Genomic DNA, 17,248 nt, shown 5'->3' with positions numbered 1-17,248 from the left:
ACGACCTGCTCCGGGGTGTGACGCTTCCTGCTGTTCGACATGATCTGACCAGTCTCCCTGCCCGCAACCACGGGCGACAGGACGACTCCCAGAACCACCGGACCTAAAAAACGGGGTCAGCCCAGGCGGACTCGTGCCCTCTACGTGCCACTCCCCCGCGTCGAACGCAGTCGGACGACAGCAGCGAAGCCGCACGCTTCGGAATCCAAGTGGAACCGAGAACATCAGCCTACGTGGCAACCGGTCATGGCGAAAGCGCTTGATTCCACGACCGTCTGGCCCCCAAGGTACCAAGCTATGGGCACTGACCGCCGCTGGGCAGGGGTCTCTTTTCTCTTGGTGTCGCCAGAAAGCCACGTTTTGCACGGTGTTGGTCAGCTCAGTGGTCCACTTACAGCACGTCTACGATAGGAGCGAGAAGAGCCCGCTCATTGGCTTCGATCCGTTGCTGGGCCTCGTGCTTAGTCACGTCCCATAGATCCGCGATCGGGCCGAGGGCCGTTGTGATATCCCATGGGTTCAGTCCCTGACGCCGAACCTGCGCGAACGGCCCGTCGGTCTCAAGCAAAATCTTGTCGTCGGGCATACCTACAACCAGGTCCCTGCCTTTCGCGCCAGCCAGCATCGCCGGGCCCACGCTAAACCAGCACCCGCGCCCGATCGCACGTTCCAACTGTGAATGTGAGCCTGAGAACCAGTGGAGCACCGGAGTCTTGATCTGCTCGTAGCAGTCGAGCTGATCAAGTACATCTTTGGCTGCTCTGCGACTGTGGATCGAGATGATCTTTTCGTTGTCAGCGCTACATGCTTGAAGCACGTGATCGAAGATCTCCAACTGGTCTTCCCAGAAGGTGCGGCACTCAGGTGACCCGTCTAGGCCCACTTCGCCAACGAAGGGCGTGCTCGCCAGGTACTTGTCGAAGAGCGCTAGTTCATGCTTCCGCTGTCCCGCGAGTTGAGGGTGCAAGCCAATCGCAGTGCGGATCGCAGATAGTCCTTCGGCGAGCCTCGCGGTGCCGTTCCACGCGGAGGGCGTCGTGGTTACCGAAAGCAGACCGACACCGCGGCGCTGACTCTCATCGGCTACGGCATGTGGCGATTGGTAAAGATCAAGGTGGCAGTGGAAGTCGATCACACCAGGCCGTATCTCTCGTGGATTGTCCGCAGTTCCCCAAAGCCACGCTGGAGCATGTCTCGAAGTTCGAGTCGGTTGTGAATGAGTGGGGAACTGAGAGTCGGTCCGAGCCAACGGTCAAAGCCGTCCTGCTCGATCGTGAGCAGCGCGATGGCTACGGAGCGCACGTCATCGAAGGCCGCATGGTCCTCGTCTTGGATAGCAAGGTTGTCGTACACGTACTCAGTTGGGTCCGGGCGCCCCCATGCCTCGAACGATGCGCGTCGAATCTGGCATGGGACGCATCGCCCGCAATGTTTGTAGTTGAAGCGCTGGAATCGACCACAGCTTGTCGACAACGGCGCCTCGATCGAAAGCAGGTCTTGGTCGAGACATTCACGAAGCATCTCGCCTTTGGTCTTTTCCGCGTACGGGTTCTTGATCTGGATGTTGAGTCCTACGGCCTCGAAGATGCTTTGCATCCGCCCCAGGAACTCGGGATGCGCAGTTCGAGTACTGAGGCTTCCCACACGCGCGGCCGTCAGCGGCGGATTGATCGCAATGAAGCCGTTCTCGCACACGTAGAGCGGTACCGGGTGGCCGTAGGCATAGCGACGTGTGGCGGTCGCGGCCAATACTGCGAATGCCAAGAAGATCAGCGAGCGGGAGCGTTGTGAGGTCTCCTTCTGCCCGCGGGGTGTGCTTGCGTTGTGGTTGAGCTGTAGGTGATCGATACCCCCGCCAATCCGCTGAGCGAACCGGTCTTGCTTTGCCGCATCTCCACGCACCGTTTGACTGACGGCGAGGAGTGTCGTTCCCGACGCAGTGAGGTCGATCGCTCCGATCAACGAGTCGAGGCCGCCAGACAGAAGAGCAACGGCCTCACTCGTCGGGTATCGAGGCTTCTTAGGCGGGGCCGGGATCGTTCCGCCGTCTCGAAACGAGATGGTCCAAAGGTCGGTGGTAAGAAACCTCAACGCTGTGCCTATCGCGTCAGCGTAGGGAGTCCATCGATCCGGGTCGCTCAACGCGATCTCAAGGTCGATCTGTCGGGTCCATCCGTCTGGACTCGCGCTTCGCAACGTCGTCCCGTCTGCGACAACGACTGAGAGGGCAATGGCGAGCAGATCCCAGGCAGCAGCATCCGGCATCAGCTTCTGTCGGCGAATCCTCTCGGCAGCAGACCATCCCGCCGTAAGTACGTCGCCAGCTCCGCCGCGTCCGAACAGCAGAATGGGCGTCTGGTCGCCGCCTCGATCGGCTCCCTCCAGCTTCGGAACGCTGAGGTACTTCATGATGTGTACTCCTCGAAAACTGCCAGCGTCTCGCGGAGCGCAGCACGGGTAAGTTGAGCGATGCTCCGGGTTGTCGGAGGCGCGTCTTCGTCGCGGATTCTGCGGAAAGATGCCGAGACCTGTTCCGATATGAACTCGCGGATGTATCGCAGCCGGCGCATCCCTGTGACCGCATCGGGAGCTTTGTCCAGCACAGTCTTCTGCAAGTCAAGGCAGAACCGCGCATACACGTCAAAAGCCGCATAGCGTTCGATCACGTAGTTTCTCTGTGCTTCGGTCAGCGCGAAGAGGTCCGCATCGGGGAACCTGACAAGAAGATCGGATAGCGCGTTACGGATGGAGACGCGTGAGGCTTCCTTGTCCTGCGTTCCATCCGCGGGACTTGCGGCGTCAACGATCGCGTCGAGTACGGCGTTCGCGTCACTTCCATTAGCCAGAGCTGCGTCACGGAGCGATGTCCCGTCCGGTGTTCGACCGGACTGGAACATCGTGCCCAGCCGACCGGCGGTAACGGCCGTTGCGCCGAGTCGGCGCGTCATGGTCGTGGTGCCGCCGTAGCCGCTTCTCACATAGTGGCTGAGCGCCCGGCGCAGGTCTCTGCTGTCTCCGTTGCGGGCATAGCTTGTGAGACTTCGGCGAGTATCTCTGAACCGTGCAGGGGGTGCTTCCTGCGGCCGTGGCCGGTCGGGATCGTCGGGGGCGTTGTCGGTGCTGGAGTCAGCGGGATCGTCTGAGGGCACATCGTCGGCCCACGGCGGGACGAGGGCGACCCCGGCGCCAGGTCCAGTGCTACTTTGCGACGTTCCCACTCTTCGACCTCCCCTCAATGACCGTCTTTACAGGACCCTCGACATCCGTGGCGCCAGCCCAGTGTTTGAACACGTCGGCGGCCCAAGGCTCTGACTCGATCTTCGGCACGATGCTTGCCTGAATCTGTTTGCCAGGCCGCTCGATGAGAAATCCCGCAAGGCTTCGGCCCTGGTTTGGGTCGGCGGTAGCTAGAGCAATGCAGGCATCCAAGATTGGCGGAGCGCCCCACTCTTGGACCTGACGAGCACGTGCAAGCACTCGATCCATCATGATCGACAGCTCGGTTCGAGGCAACGCGGCGAGTCGAGTAACGAGAGCGTTCGATTCCTGGGGGTCCTCGAGAAGCGCTCGAAGCAGATCGGCCGCCGCTGACGAGAGACGATCCGATGCTGTGACCAAGGGAGCATGCTCGCGTCCGACGTAGAGCGCGCCACGAAGGTCGACCTGGCCGAGCGCCGGAGGGAGGGCCAGCCACTCGCGAACGAACGCTTCGTCCCATGCCTCGTCGGGCTCGAACTCCTCCTCCTTCGTGGCCGCGTCTTCCCACGGAGTCAGGATCTGAGGCTTTCCATCTGGGTCGGCATTCACCGCGGCCGTCAATGCTGCGTATGCCGCGGGCGAAGCCAAGCGCTCGAACAGGAGTAGTTTCGCCAGAACCGCTTCGTCCACGCCTACGCCTTGAGCGGTCGAGATTGTCATACGGATCGAAAGTGCATTGAGGAATCGCTTGATTAACCGCGGATTTCCTGCGATCCGCTCAGAGGTAGTCATCAGCGGGGCAAGCCGCTCCGCTGTTTCAAGCCGAGCAAGCAGCGCAGGCTTCAAGTCAACCCCGCAGCTACTAACGAATGACCGATCGACGCGCTTGCCCTTCCAAGACTCTCGGAGCTGACCCGCAATCGACGTCCGAAGCTGATCCTTCTGCGTCTGGTCAAGATCGCTGTTCTCGATGAACAGCATCATTAGATAGGCGCGAACTTCTTGTGTTCCCAGCGCTGGCACGCGAATAGGTATCTGTACGAGCTTGTCGAAGTAGTTGGTGATTAGTTCGTCGTCGTCGAGCCCTCCGAAGTGCTTCTTGACGGCGTACTTGATCATGTTGTCGTCAGCAGCGATGACGAAGGCTGTGTGATCAAGGAACAAGAAGAGACGAATGGCTTCCAGCGTCGATATCGTTGTGTCTGGCATGCATCGATCCAGATCGTCGATGAGCACTACGAGCGTGATGTCGAGCGCTTCGATCGCATCTTCGAACGAATCGCGAAGGGCTTGAATCTCCTTCGGCGGTGAGACTGCTTCCTTCGGCTTTACCAAAGCTGCCGCAGCGCCTGCTGTGGCTGATGCCTGCTCGCCAAGAGACTCCAGCCCTTCATTAGTCAGATTGCCAGACGTTGCCTCCTTGATCGTGCCAGCGATTTCGCCCGCAAGTCCCACGGGTGGAAGCCCCAACGCCATCGACGCTGCAGGCAGCGCAACCAGCTTGGCGAGGCGGAACCATCGCACACGTGAGAGGAAGTCCTTGGCCTTGTCGATACCTGTTTTGCGGGCTTCTGCCTCGGCTTCGAGCTTGTTAGCAATCACTTCAAGGAGTGCTGCACGTGCGTCGTCATATCCCTGGTACAGCCACGCGTTGAATTCTACGAAGACGAATTTATTCGGTCCTTGCCTTGGTTGATGCTTTGCGAGTGATGTCTTGGTCAGCTTGATCATCGAAGACTTGCCGACACCCCAGGCGCCGGACACCCCGATCGATGCAGGCCGACCGTCGGCGCTGACGATGACTTCGGCGATGGTATCTGCGACGCCTTCGAAGTTGAGGAAGTCGCGATCGGTCTCGTTGTCGGTCCACATACTCGGCTACTTCCTCGTGTTGGCTGCTCCGATCGGTCACCTGAGCCTGACTGTTCTGTCATTCTCCCATGGGCAACGCCTGGGAAGCCGGGTTGCGCGTAGTCCTCGGCAGCGTGTCCAGACGTGGGCAGACATTTTGGAGAGCCTGCGGCGTAGGGTCAAGTCCCCGGTGGTGGTGTAGCGCTCGGTCCTTCGGTTTGAGGGGTTAGGCGCTGAGTTCGAGGTTGTTGTCGGTCACCTCCTCGGGGTCGTTGTCGGCGACGAGGGTGAGTCTGCTTTTGGCGAGGATGTCGAGGCCGAGGTAGCGGCGTCCTTCGGCCCATTCGTCGGTCTGCTCGGCGAGGACGGCGCCGACGAGGCGGATGATCGCGTCGCGGTTCGGGAAGATGCCGACGGAGTCGGTGCGACGGCGGATCTCGCGGTTGAGGCGCTCGTTGGGGTTGTTGGACCAGATCTGCTGCCAGAGCCCTTCGGGGAACCCGGTGAACGCGAGGATGTCCGCTCGTGCGGTATCGAGGTGCTCGTGCGCGTCGGGGAGTTTCCCGTCGACGTAGTCCAGGAGCCGGTCGAATTGGGCGTGGACGGCGTCGGCGTCGGGCTGGTCGTAGACGGAGTGAAGCATGGGGCTGATGCAGGGATAGGTGACAATTGATCTGGCTAGCCGATGGTTGGCCTGGAAGGATTGTCATCATGCCCAAGCCCTACCCCAGAGAGTTCCGTGACGATGTCATCCGGCTCGCGCAGAACCGGGATGAGAACACCACGATCGGTCAGATCGCCGCTGATTTCGGCATCCACGAAGGCACCCTGCATAAGTGGCTGCGCCAAGCTGACCTCGATGCCGGCAAGTCCGCTGATCGCAAGCCTGGCGCCACCACTGATGAGCGCGAAGAACTCCGCCGGCTGCGTCGGCGTAACCGGGCACTGGAACAGGAGCTGGAGGTGATGCGCCGGGCCGCTGCCTACTTCGGCCAGGCCCAGATCCCGTCAAAATGAAGTACCCGCTCGTCAGCGATCTCGCCGAAGACGGTGTTCCCGTCTCGGTGACGTGCCGGGTGCTGAAGATCGCCCGCCAGCCCTACTACCGGTGGCTGGCCAACCCCGTGACGGACCAGGAATGGGAAGAGGCTCACCGGCTCAACGCCCTGATCGATGCCCACCGCGATGACCCAGAGTTCGGATACCGCTATCTGGCCGACACTGCTGAGGAGGACGCCGGGGTGAAGATGGCCCACCGCACCGCCTGGCGGCTCTGCCACTTCCAAGGAGTGTTCTCGGTGATCAGCAAGCGCAAGAAGGGCAAAAGCACCCGCCCCGGGCCACCGGTCCACGATGACCTGGTGCGCCGGCAGTTCAGCACGGTGAAGACCCTCAACCAGGTCTGGCTGACCGACATCACCGAGCACCACACCGGTGAGGGCCAGCTCTACTTGTGTGCGATCAAGGACGCCTGTTCACGCCGGATCATCGGCTACAGCATCGACAACAGGATGAAGGCCTCACTGGCCGTCAGGGCCCTGAATAATGCGATCGCCAACCGCCGACGGACCGGGGCTGATGTGGCCGGGTGCATTGTTCACAGCGACCGCGGGTCTCAATTTCGAGCGAAGAAATTTCTCCAAGCCCTGGAGCACCACGGCCTGGTCGGGTCCATGGGGCGGGTCGGTGCTGCCGGGGACAACGCGGCCAAGGAGTCGTTCTACAGCCTGCTGCAGAACAACGTCCTCGACGCCCAGCCCTGGGCCACCCGAGAAGAACTCCGACTGCGAATCGTCAGATGGATTGAACGGACCTATCACCGAAGGAGGAAACAGCAGGGCCTGGGGAAGTTGACCCCGGTCGCCTACGAGGAGAAACTCATCACGCAGGCGCTGACGTTAGCGGCCTGAACAAGAAACCGAATCTGTCACCTGTTCCTGCATCAGCCCCGATCTCCGGCAGCGCTTCGTCATCGTGGTTGACACCATCGCTGGCCGAGTACTTGTTCGCATTGTTGAAAGTGACGATGCGCTCTCGGCTCGTACGCGCATGAAAGGCCAGCGCATCTCGGACGCTACTCGCCAAGTCGTATCTGACTGGGTTGCCCACCATGTTGTCCTCCTCGTTGAGTTCTCGACGGTGCAACTACCAGCACGGTCGGCGGCGGCTGCGACCGTGCTGCCCTCGCGTGCGCAACGCGATCGGGACCGTGCGCATTGCTCAATCGTAGCTCACGTGGCGTTCCTGGACATACTAAGTCCACTTTGTCTAGGCTGGGTGTGCGGGGAAAGCTCCCCTTGCCCCGCGAACAGACCCAACTGAGGAGAGGACCACATGGCAGCCAAGACAGCCTTCGTGACAGGAGCAAGCCGCGGGATCGGCAAGGCCAGCGCTATCCGACTGACGCAGCTCGGCTACGACGTCATCGCCCACCACCGCTCCGCCGATGCCGACTTCACCGACTTGCAGGCATCCGCTCGCGAGCACGGCACCACGGTCACGACCGTGCAGGCGGACTTCGGGGACCCCGAGGCCGTGCAGGCACTGCTGGGCCAGATGCGCGAGACCCTGGCCGATAAGACGATCGACCTGGCGTTCCTCAACGCCGGTATCGCCCCGTTCGGGAACTTCCAGGAGCTGAGTGCCGATGCGCTCCGCGACCTGTTCCAGACCAACACCGTCGCCCCCTACGAACTCGCCGCAGGACTGGTCGACCTCGTGACCGCGCCGGGTGGGAAGTACATCTTCACCGGCTCGGCACTGACCCGGTACTCGTTCCCTGCCCTGACCGGGTACGGGATGAGCAAGATCGCCTTGGAGTACCTGGCCCGCACCATGGCCGCCGAGCTCGGCGCCCGCGGCATCACCGTCAACGTGGTCGCCCCTGGAGTCGTCGACACCGACATCAACGCCGGTTGGCTGCGTGGCAACCGGGACGCGGCTGACGCGACCCGTGACGGCAGTGCGGTGAAGAAGCTCGCTCGGCCCGAGGACATGGCCGAGGTCGTCAGTCTGCTCGCCCAGGACACCTCCCAGGCGATCACCGGGCAGGTCATCGACGCCTCCATGGGCACCAGCCTCTAACCACGAGAGAAGGGAGACCTGACATGCAGGTCGCGATCATCTTTCACAGCTCCACCGGCAACGTCGCTGCTCTCGCCGGTACGGCCAAGGACCACCTCGAAGCACTCGGACACTCGGTAACGGTGGACGCCCTGCCGGAACTCGACGATGCCGAGGTCACTGCTCAGGCGCACGCGCGGGCGCTGGAGCATCTCACCTCCGCCGAGGCGGTCCTGTGGGGCACGCCTGGCCGGTACGGATCGATGTCTGGTCCGCTGAAGCACTTCATCGACCAGACGCTGCCCCTCCACCAGCAGGAAGTCCTGGCGGATAAGTTCATGGCCACGTTCGTGTCGACCGCCTCCAACCACGGCGGCCAGGAGTCCACGATCCTCGCGTTCAACAACATCTTCTACCACTGGGGGGCGATCATCGTGCCCGCTGGGGCGGCCGGAGAGGCACAGCAGAAGCCGCTCAACGGCAACCCCTACGGAGTCTCCAGCGTCTCCGGTGCGCAGCAGGCCTCGGTGCCCGAGGAGAACCATGAGGCCATGCGGTATCTCGCTGAACGGCTGGTGACCATCGCGGCAGGCAGGGCCCGGTGATGATCCGCGCGCTCAAGCAGCTGGTCGCCCCGGCCAGCGAACCACTGCACCTCTACTGGGGTTTCCGGGACTCGGCCAGGAAGCATCCGGCCGTGATGATGCACTTCGACACTCCGCTGCCGACGTTTCCGGAGTTGGGCATCCACGCCACCTACGCCGAGGTGCTCGAGGCAATCGAGCGCCGCGGGGCGTGGCTGATCAGCCACGGCATGACGCCGGGCACGCACACCGCGGTCTTCAAGTCCGCGTCCTTCGACAGCTACATGTGGGCGGTGGCCATCGGCTACGCGGGCGGGGTGCCGGTGATGATCTCCCCGCACCTGCCGGCCGAGACCCTCGACGCTCTCCTACACCGGCTCGACGATCCCTGGGTGCTCTACGACGCTGAGACTGCCGAGAAGGTCAGCGCCGTCGACGGTGCGACACCGCAGCACAAGATCAATCTGGCCGACTATGAGCCGGTTGATGAGCCTGCCGCTCCCGCCCCGCGTGGACGGGTCGACGCTGTCGCCTACATGACCCACACCTCCGGAACGACGGGGGTGCCGAAGCTGATCGTGCACTCGCAGACCTCGATGGGCTGGCGGGTGCTGTGGCAGCAGCGGGTCCTCTCGGCCGTTGACAAGGACTCGCTCGTCGCGTTCCACATCTCACCGGTCCACAGCCGCTTCAACATCGGCATTGCCTCGCTCATGTCCTACGGGTTCAGCCTGCTCAACATCTCCGATCCGAGCCTGCCGAACGTGGAAGCGACGCTGCGGCGGTACCGGCCGAAGGTGCTCGAGACTCACCCGAACCACTTCGTGCGGTGGCTGACGCTGGTCGAGTCGGACCCATCGGTGTTCTCCAGCATCAAGTACCTGCATTCTACGTTCGACGCCATCAACAAGGAGACGATGGCGAAGTACCTGCGCGCCTCGCAGTATAAGGTGCCGGTCTTCTTGCAGGTGTACGGACAGAGCGAGTGCGGGCCGATGATCATGCGGGCGCACACCCCGCAAACCCTCCGGCTCACCAACGCCCGCTGGGTGGGCGTGGGCATGCCGCGGATGACCAAAGCGCGCATCGTGGACCAGCACGGTCGTGTGCAGCGACGGCGGAAGTCCGGTGCCATCCAGATGTACTCCCGCGGTCGAGCCCTGACGTACTGGCGGGAAGAAGACCGCTTCAACCAGAACCTGTACGGGCAGTGGTGGGACAGCGGTGACGTCGGCATCAAAGGCTATCTCGGACAGATCGCGCTGCTGGACCGACAGGTCGACCTCATCGCCAACGTGGAGAGCACCCTGGCACTGGAGGACCGCCTGCTCGATCAGCACTCCTTCCTCAGCGAGATCGTGTTCGTCCGCGGCCAGGCCGGGGAACCGCAGCCGGTCGTCGCGATCGCCGACGGTCACGAGATGGACTGGGAAGCCTGGTGGAAGAGCGTGGCGGATCTGCCGCATATGGCGGCACCACTCGTGCTCCCGTACGAAGATCTCCCACGGACGGCGACGATGAAGGTCCAGCGCAACCAGCTTGAAGCGGCCCTGCCGCGTCTGCAGGCGAGCGCGGCATGAGCGGTTCTCAGGCGAACCCGGTGAGGCGCGCCGCGATCGCCGGTGCTGGCACCTCTGGGCTGATCGCAGCGCTTCTCCTGCACCGGCTCGGCTGGGAAGTCACTGTGGTCGAGGCTCATGCGCGAGCACGGACAGGGACCCGGGCACCGACGCTGTGGCCGCCGGCCCTGCATGTCCTCGGCCTCGTCGGCGTCGCCGGAAAGGTGAAGGCTGAAGGGCATCCCGTTTCCGTCTTGGGGTTCCGGACGGAGACCGGTGAGCGGAGACTCGACCTGGGCGCGGCCGGGTGTGTGACGCTGTCCCAGTCACGCCTGGAACGTCTGCTTGAAGACCGTGCGCGCAGGGTCGGAGTACGCATTCATCGCGGTGTCAGGGTGACCGGCGCCCATCAGCAGGACGATGGCCGCGTCCTTGTGACCGGCAAGGGTGACGTCGGCACGTTTCCGGACCTGACGGTCGACCTTCTCATCGGTGCCGATGGATACCGGTCTATCGTCCGCGAGGCCATCGGCGTCGAACTCGCCGGTCCCGGTCGTGGAACGCGGTTCGCGTTGCGCGACTTCGTCGACGACACCGGCGGGTTCGACCGCGACGCGGTGTGGACGTGCACCGGGGAGCCGGGCGCCCTGGTCACGGTTCCGCTGCCGGAGAACACGATCCGCCTCGTTGCCCCCTTCCCCGGGGAAGACACCCACGCCGGGGCGGATTTTCTGCGCGAACGCGCACTCGGGCACGGGTTCCCAGCTCCGGAGGGACCAGTGGTGTGGGAGGCCACGTTCCTCGCCCACACGCAGCAGGCGACCCGGTTCGCCCAAGGGCCGATCGCGCTCATCGGTGATGCCGCCCACGTGCAATCACCCGCGGGCGGTCGCGGCATGAACCAAGGCATCGAGGACGCCTTCACCCTGGTCTCGGAAATCGGGGCAGACACCAGCGACGATCTGGTCGCGGCAGTGGCCCGGTACGCGGCGATACGGGAACCAGAGCTCAGCGATGAGCTTGCTGCCAACGCGGCCGTGACCTCCCACTGGAACGGTACGGAACCTGCCGCCCTCATTGCTCCGGTCATCCGCAGCGAACTCGAAGTCGCCAGCTGCTCCTTCCGACGCGTCTCCGCCATCGGGTCCGTGACCCCGGACGAGACCTCTCCGCTCGGACGGCGCGTGCGATTGACCGCAGAAGCCTGGCCTCGGTTGTCGTCACTGCGCCTCCATCACGGTCTCATCGTGGAGACCACCCCGGCATCTCCCGCCATCGGTCGAATGCCCAGCCTCGTGGGCAACAACCTGATGCTGCCCGATGGGAAGTACACGCTGTCTCCCACGATGAACATCCTCGCGTTCGAACCCGTCGGGGTGCCGGCATGACCCCCACGACAGCTCCATCGGATCTCCACCCCGGGCGCGACGCCCGGATGACGGATGCTCACGTCCTGGCCGGAATCGTCGTTGACGAGCTTGTGCGCAACGGCGTGCGCTGCTTCCTCTACTGTCCTGGCTCACGAAACGGCCCGCTCGGTTTCGAGCTGGCCCGCCGCTCCCAGAATCGGGAACTCGTCCTCCACGTCCAACTGGACGAGCGCGTCGCCGGGTTCACCGCACTCGGCATGGCCAAAGCCACTGGCAGCCCGGTCGCAGTGGTCACCACCTCCGGAAGTGCCGTGACGAACCTGCTGCCGAGCGTGACGGAGGCGAACTATTCCGACGTGCCGGTCATCGTGCTCTCGGCCAACCGCCCCGTGTCCGTGCTGGGTACCGGAGCCTCGCAGACCATCGAGCAAATCGAGGCTCTGCGCAGCCAGGTACGCGGCAGCATGCAGATCACGCCCGAAGGCGCAGATACGGCGACGGTCAACGCCTCTATCCGGTCGACGGTGTGCCGCGCCGTGCTGACCGGTGGCGGACGTCTCGGCGCTTCGGCGGGGCCGGTCCATCTCGATCTTCCGCTGACCAGCGCACTGCCGCCGAGGCAGTTCGAACCCCGCCTGCCGGCTGGCAAGCCCGACCACGCGCCCTGGGTGACACCTCCGGCCACTCGCGGATCAGGGGCCGCAGCGGAGCCGCACCGGGTCCATTCGCACAGCCTCGTCATCGCCGGCGACGGTGCGAACCCGAGGCTCCTGCCCGCAGGAGTGCCCGTTGTCGCCGAGCCCACGGTGGCGTTGCGCGAGGATCAGACCCGATTGCACCCGTGGGTTCTCGACTACCTCACCCCGGAGGAGGTCGTCGTCCTCGGACGGCCCACACTGCACCGCAACGTCACCCGGACCATGCGCCATCCCGGCATCCGCGCCTCCTTCCTCAGCGATGGCAATGAGCGGTGGCTCTACGCGGCTGCCGACCTCGATGCCGTGGTTACCGCCGTGGCTCCACCGGAGACCCGAGACGAGGCATGGGACCAGCACGTCACCACCCTGGATCAGACGCTCCGCGCCGCGTGGGCCACAGCGTTGGCCGACTCCACGGTTCAGCCCTGTGGCGCGCACGCTGTCAGCGCCGTCCTCGCGACGGTTCCCGAGTCTGAGCTGCTGTGGCTGGGAGCGTCGAACACCATCCGCGATGCGGCCCTGGTCGCACGAGAGTTCCCACAGTTCACGCTGTCCAACCGCGGCACAGCAGGCATCGACGGCACCCTCGCCTCTGCCGCCGGTGTCGCGCTGGCCCATCCTGACCGGCACGTCACGGCCATGGTCGGCGACCTCACCTTCCTCTACGACGCCACCGCCTTGCAGTTCGGCCGTTATGAACAGGTACCGACCAACCTCACCCTGGTCGTCATCAACGACCAGGGCGGGGGCATCTTCGAACTCCTCGAGCAGGGCGCACCCGAGTACAAGCAGCCCCCGTACGCCACCACCTTCGAACGCATCTACGGCACGCCACAGGCTGTGAACATCGCCGCCCTCTGCCAGGCCTACCAGGTCCGGCACCGCGTCGCCGACCTCGCCGAGCTTCCCCAGGCACTGCACGAAGAACACGCCAACGGCCTGAGCGTGATCGAAGTCCCCGCCGCACGCGGGCACCTCCGAGACCTCCACGCCCGCGCGCGAGAGTGCGCCGATGCCCGGTGGAACGCCCAGACCACGCCCACATCACCGATCACTACGCCGCAAGGAGGCACACGACCATGACCGACGCTGTGAACCCCTTCCAGCCCGACCGGTGGAGACCGGTCGAGGGATTCGATGGCCTGGAAGACATCACCTATCACCGTGGTCTCCAACCAGGCGCGTCCGACCTCGCCCCGTGGGTACGGATCGCGTTCAACCGGCCCGAAGTCCGCAATGCCTTCCGCCCCCAGACCGTCGACGAGCTCTACCGGGTCCTCGACCACGCCCGCATGACCAGCGACGTCGGTGCCGTCATCCTCACCGGCAACGGCCCCTCACCGGCCGATGGCGGCTGGGCGTTTTGCTCCGGCGGCGACCAACGCATCCGCGGCCGCGACGGCTACCTCTACACCGGCGACGACGGCACCATAGACGTGGCCAGTCGGGGACGCCTCCACATCCTTGAAGTCCAACGGCTCATCCGGACCATGCCCAAGGTCGTCATCGCCGCCGTCTCCGGGTGGGCGGCAGGCGGTGGGCACTCCCTGCACGTCGTCTGCGACCTGACGATCGCGTCGAAAGAGCACGGCAAGTTCAAACAGACCGACGCGACCGTCGGGTCCTTCGACGCCGGCTACGGCTCTGCCCTCCTGGCCCGGCAAGTCGGTCAGAAACGTGCCCGCGAGATCTTCTTCCTCGCCCGCGAATACTCCGCCCAAGACATGTATGAGATGGGCGCGGTCAACACCGTCGTCACGCATGCGGACTTGGAGTCCACGGCGGTCGAGTTCGCTGCCGACATCTGCCGCCAATCGCCCCAGGCCATTCGCATGCTCAAGTTCGCCTTCAACCTGCCAGACGACGGCATGGTCGGTCAGCAGGTCTTCGCCGGTGAAGCCACACGCCTGGCCTATATGACCGCCGAGGCAGCCGAGGGACGCGACGCGTTCCTGGAAAAGCGCGCACCCGATTGGGCGCCGTTCCCGTATTACTTCTGACAATCCCAGCCCACGAGTTCGACGGAATCACCATGGACACAGTTTTCGATCCTGCACAGTTCGGCGACATTCCCCTCGGCAGTCGCCTGGTCATGAGCGGGATGACCCGCCAACGCGCCGACGCCGAGGGCGCCCCGACCGAGACGATGACCACCTACTATAGCCAACGCGCCGCCGCGGGCCTGATCATCGCCGAGAGCACCCACCCCTCATGGACGGGGAAGAACCAGCCGGGCAGCCCGCACATGATCACCGACGCCGACGAACAGGCCTGGAAACAGGTTGTCGACGCCGTCCACGACAACGGCGGCACGATCGTCCTGCAACTTATGCACGCCGGAGGCAACGCTCACCCCACCGTCAACGGCGACCGCACGCCTGTGGCGCCCTCGGACGTCATCCCGACCGAGACCATCAGGGTCGGTGCCGACATGCTCCCGCACGCACGACCCCAGGCACTCACCCAAGCAGGCATGCGGGAGGTCATCGACGACTTCGCACAGGCTGCACGCCGGGCGATGGCGGCCGGCTTCGACGGAGTCGAGATCCATGCTGGCAACGGCTTCCTCCTGCACCAGTTCCTCTCACCCCAGACGAACACTCGCATCGATCAGTACGGGGGCACACCGCAGGACCGGTGCCGGTTCCCCATCGCCGTCATCGACGCGCTCACCGAGGCCATCGGGGCTGCTCGTGTCGGCTTGAGAATCTCACCAGGGGCCTCGGTTACCTCTCTGCACGAGCTCGACCTTCTCACGCAATACGGTCAACTGCTGGCCCAGCCGGAGGTCCAGGACCTGGCCTACCTCCACACCACCTCGACCAGTGCTCCCGAGATCATCGAGCAGATGCGCTTACTGTGGCACGGCCGGTGGATTCACAACATGGGCACCGACCCCACCACCCCCGCCAGCGAAGTCCTCGCCCGCGCCACGTCCACCCTCGCACGCGGCGCCGACGCCGTCTCACTGGGCCGGCTGTTCATCGCCAATCCCGACCTACCCCGACGCCTGGCCACAAACGCAACCCTGGCGACACCCGACTTCACCACCTTCTACACCGGCGGCACGCGCGGCTACACCGACTACACCCCGCTGGAGACGGAGACCACCTCATGACACAGACACAAGAACACGCTCCCACCACCCGCGCTGCCGTCTGGGGTGCCGCCTTTGCGGTATTCGGTGACGAACGATCAGTCGTGCTTCCGAACCCCGAGATCCGCACCGAGAGCCTCGAAGACGCCCAGTGCCGAGCACTCGCCGCTGAGACCGGCGAAGTCCTCGGCGTGCTAATCCCGTTCGAGACGGGTGCACCCGTCACGACCTATCTTGGCCGCCCCAGCACTGTGCCCGACACCGAGGCTGTGGAACAGCCCGGTAGCTTCGATGCGACCGCGCTGACCCCGGACATCCGGTTCAACGAACGCGAGACCGCCCGCTACATGCTCTCCCTCGAACAGGCACGGCACACCTTCGACACCGAGCCAGAACTGGCGAAGGTCGTTCTGTCACGATCAGAGCGCTACACCTGGGAAGGAATGCCACCCCACCGCCTCCTCCTCTCCCGCATTCACGCTCTCTACCCAGAGGCCTACCGGTATCACGCCACGACCAAGGACGAGGATTCCACTGTGGCCGCCGGTGCCACCCCGGAGCAGTTCCTCAGCAAGCGAGGGAACACTGTACGTCTGCAGCCACTGGCAGGCACCGTGCCCGGCGCACTGACGAGGGCCGAAGCCGAGGCCCAGCTCCGCACACCGAAGTACCTGGAAGAACACGGCCTCCTCGTGGACTTCATGCGGTCCAGACTCCACACGATTGCGACGGAGGTATCCGTCGCAGCGGAGCCATCGATCGTATCGGCGAACAACGTCTGGCACCTCGGTACCCCGATCCGCGCCGAGGTGCCCGAATCCGTGTCGATCGCGGCCCTGGTCGACCTGCTACACCCCTCACCAGCTGTCTGCGGGGTCGACCAAGACCAGGCCTCAGCTTTCATCAGCGGAGTTGAGACAACGCGCGGCTACTACGGCGGGCTCATCGGCTGGCTGACCCCCGACGGAGACGGCGACCTGTACGTGGCACTGCGGGGACTGGAGATCGACGACGACCAGCACAGCGTCACCCTCCGGGCTGGCGGTGGCATCACCGCCGCCAGCGATCCGACGACCGAGTTCGCAGAGACCTCGGACAAGCTCGACGCGATGCGAAGGGTGGTGGGTGCCTAGACATGACGTATCTGAGTCCAGGTAGATAAGGTGGACCCATGAAGTTACCCCGCGGTGCCGAATGGATGGCCCACTGCCTCGTCGCTCTCGCCGTATGCGATGACGTCGGCCCGGTGCCACGTCGCGCATTGTCCGAAATGTTCGACATCTCAGAGGAGTACCTCACCAAGCAACTCCAGCTCCTCGTCAAGCAGGGGGTCGTAGCGTCAGCCGCTGGGCAACGAGGCGGTTACCGACTCTCGAAGCCGGCAATTGACATCACATTGCTCGATGTCCTCAACGCCATCCAAGGAGATGCGCCCCTGTTTAACTGCGAGAACGTACGATGCCGCGGCATCTTTGAACCCGAGGCGGAGAAAATCAAGGCCCGCGGGAAATGCGGTATCCACAAGGCGATGCTGAACGCGGAAAAAGAGTGGCGGGAGAGCCTCGGTCACGTCACCATCGACTCGCTCACCGAGAGCGTCGGTGACGACGGGGCGAAGACGATGCGCGACTTTGTCGCCTCCGTCCGACAATAGTCCAGAACCCCCATACACCTCATAGTCGCTATGAAAGCAACATGGAGTGATGGGCTGACCCCGTTTTTTAGGTCCGGTGGTTCTGGGAGTCGTCCTGTCGCCTGTGGTTGCGGGCAGGGAGACTGGTCAGATCATGTCGAACAGCAGGAAGCGTCACACCCCGGAGCAGGTCGT

At 64.0% G+C, this 17,248-nt stretch carries 14 protein-coding genes and 1 pseudogene; 10 read left to right on the top strand and 5 right to left on the bottom strand.

The genetic code is table 11. The features are described 5' to 3' along the window. Positions 1–391: 391 nt before the first annotated feature. From qatD to RF650_RS13215, 5 genes and pseudogenes are all read right to left on the bottom strand, one after another. On the bottom strand, positions 392–1,135 hold the full coding sequence (gene qatD / locus RF650_RS13235) for a Qat anti-phage system TatD family nuclease QatD (protein ID WP_131333012.1): 744 nt from the start codon (positions 1,133–1,135) through the stop codon (positions 392–394). Beyond that, positions 1,132–2,409 carry a Qat anti-phage system QueC-like protein QatC gene (gene qatC / locus RF650_RS13230; RefSeq protein ID WP_131333013.1) on the bottom strand — a complete coding sequence of 426 codons (1,278 nt, stop codon included), beginning with the start codon at positions 2,407–2,409 and terminating at the stop codon, positions 1,132–1,134. Before qatC ends, qatD begins: the two co-directional genes overlap by 4 nt. Next, positions 2,406–3,149, bottom strand: coding sequence for a Qat anti-phage system associated protein QatB (qatB, locus tag RF650_RS13225; RefSeq protein WP_207387830.1), 744 nt, complete (start codon positions 3,147–3,149; stop codon positions 2,406–2,408). Before qatB ends, qatC begins: the two co-directional genes overlap by 4 nt. A 49-nt stretch (positions 3,150–3,198) precedes the next feature. Next, the gene (locus tag RF650_RS13220; RefSeq protein ID WP_131333015.1) at positions 3,199–5,070 is read right to left on the bottom strand and encodes a P-loop NTPase fold protein; all 1,872 of its coding nucleotides are present in this window, start codon (positions 5,068–5,070) and stop codon (positions 3,199–3,201) included. A 205-nt stretch (positions 5,071–5,275) separates the two neighbouring features. Beyond that, positions 5,276–5,710: pseudogene (locus tag RF650_RS13215) on the bottom strand (transposase); the annotation flags it as partial. A 50-nt stretch (positions 5,711–5,760) separates the two neighbouring features. Between RF650_RS13215 and RF650_RS13210 the strand changes: the two are divergent. The 10 genes from RF650_RS13210 (at position 5,761) to RF650_RS13165 (ending at position 17,074) form a co-directional block, all read left to right on the top strand. Beyond that, positions 5,761–6,959 (top strand): IS3 family transposase gene (locus RF650_RS13210; RefSeq protein ID WP_242670426.1). Its coding sequence is split into 2 segments (ribosomal slippage): positions 5,761–6,057 and positions 6,060–6,959, totalling 1,197 coding nucleotides; the frame shifts between segments, so codons are not numbered across the junction. A 424-nt stretch (positions 6,960–7,383) separates the two neighbouring features. After that, positions 7,384–8,133 (top strand): SDR family NAD(P)-dependent oxidoreductase, encoded by a 750-nt coding sequence (locus RF650_RS13205; protein WP_368815148.1) that lies wholly within the window; start codon positions 7,384–7,386, stop codon positions 8,131–8,133. 23 nt (positions 8,134–8,156) lie between these two features. Beyond that, positions 8,157–8,717, top strand: coding sequence for a flavodoxin family protein (locus RF650_RS13200; RefSeq protein WP_131333017.1), 561 nt, complete (start codon positions 8,157–8,159; stop codon positions 8,715–8,717). Then, positions 8,717–10,276, top strand: a complete 1,560-nt coding sequence (locus tag RF650_RS13195) for a class I adenylate-forming enzyme family protein (protein WP_131333018.1) — start codon at positions 8,717–8,719, stop codon at positions 10,274–10,276. Before RF650_RS13200 ends, RF650_RS13195 begins: the two co-directional genes overlap by 1 nt. Further along, entirely contained in the window at positions 10,273–11,643 is a 1,371-nt protein-coding gene (locus tag RF650_RS13190; protein WP_131333019.1) for an NAD(P)/FAD-dependent oxidoreductase, read from the top strand. The genes RF650_RS13195 and RF650_RS13190 overlap by 4 nt, the downstream gene beginning before the upstream one ends. Then, on the top strand, positions 11,640–13,406 hold the full coding sequence (gene menD / locus RF650_RS13185) for a 2-succinyl-5-enolpyruvyl-6-hydroxy-3-cyclohexene-1-carboxylic-acid synthase (RefSeq protein WP_368815147.1): 1,767 nt from the start codon (positions 11,640–11,642) through the stop codon (positions 13,404–13,406). The genes RF650_RS13190 and menD overlap by 4 nt, the downstream gene beginning before the upstream one ends. Beyond that, positions 13,403–14,323, top strand: coding sequence for a 1,4-dihydroxy-2-naphthoyl-CoA synthase (locus RF650_RS13180; RefSeq protein WP_131333021.1), 921 nt, complete (start codon positions 13,403–13,405; stop codon positions 14,321–14,323). Before menD ends, RF650_RS13180 begins: the two co-directional genes overlap by 4 nt. Positions 14,324–14,355: 32 nt before the next feature. Beyond that, positions 14,356–15,441, top strand: coding sequence for an alkene reductase (locus tag RF650_RS13175; protein WP_131333022.1), 1,086 nt, complete (start codon positions 14,356–14,358; stop codon positions 15,439–15,441). Beyond that, positions 15,438–16,553, top strand: coding sequence for a chorismate-binding protein (locus RF650_RS13170; RefSeq protein ID WP_131333023.1), 1,116 nt, complete (start codon positions 15,438–15,440; stop codon positions 16,551–16,553). Before RF650_RS13175 ends, RF650_RS13170 begins: the two co-directional genes overlap by 4 nt. Before the next feature lie 38 nt (positions 16,554–16,591). Further along, positions 16,592–17,074, top strand: a complete 483-nt coding sequence (locus tag RF650_RS13165; RefSeq protein ID WP_131333024.1) for an Rrf2 family transcriptional regulator — start codon at positions 16,592–16,594, stop codon at positions 17,072–17,074. Positions 17,075–17,248: the final 174 nt, after the last annotated feature.

The organism is Kocuria sp. CPCC 205297 (genome assembly GCF_040981035.1).
GTDB lineage: Bacteria > Actinomycetota > Actinomycetes > Actinomycetales > Micrococcaceae > Kocuria > Kocuria marina.
The sequence above is the reverse complement of the archived record's forward strand: the minus strand, read 5'-3'. Positions and strand labels throughout refer to the sequence as shown.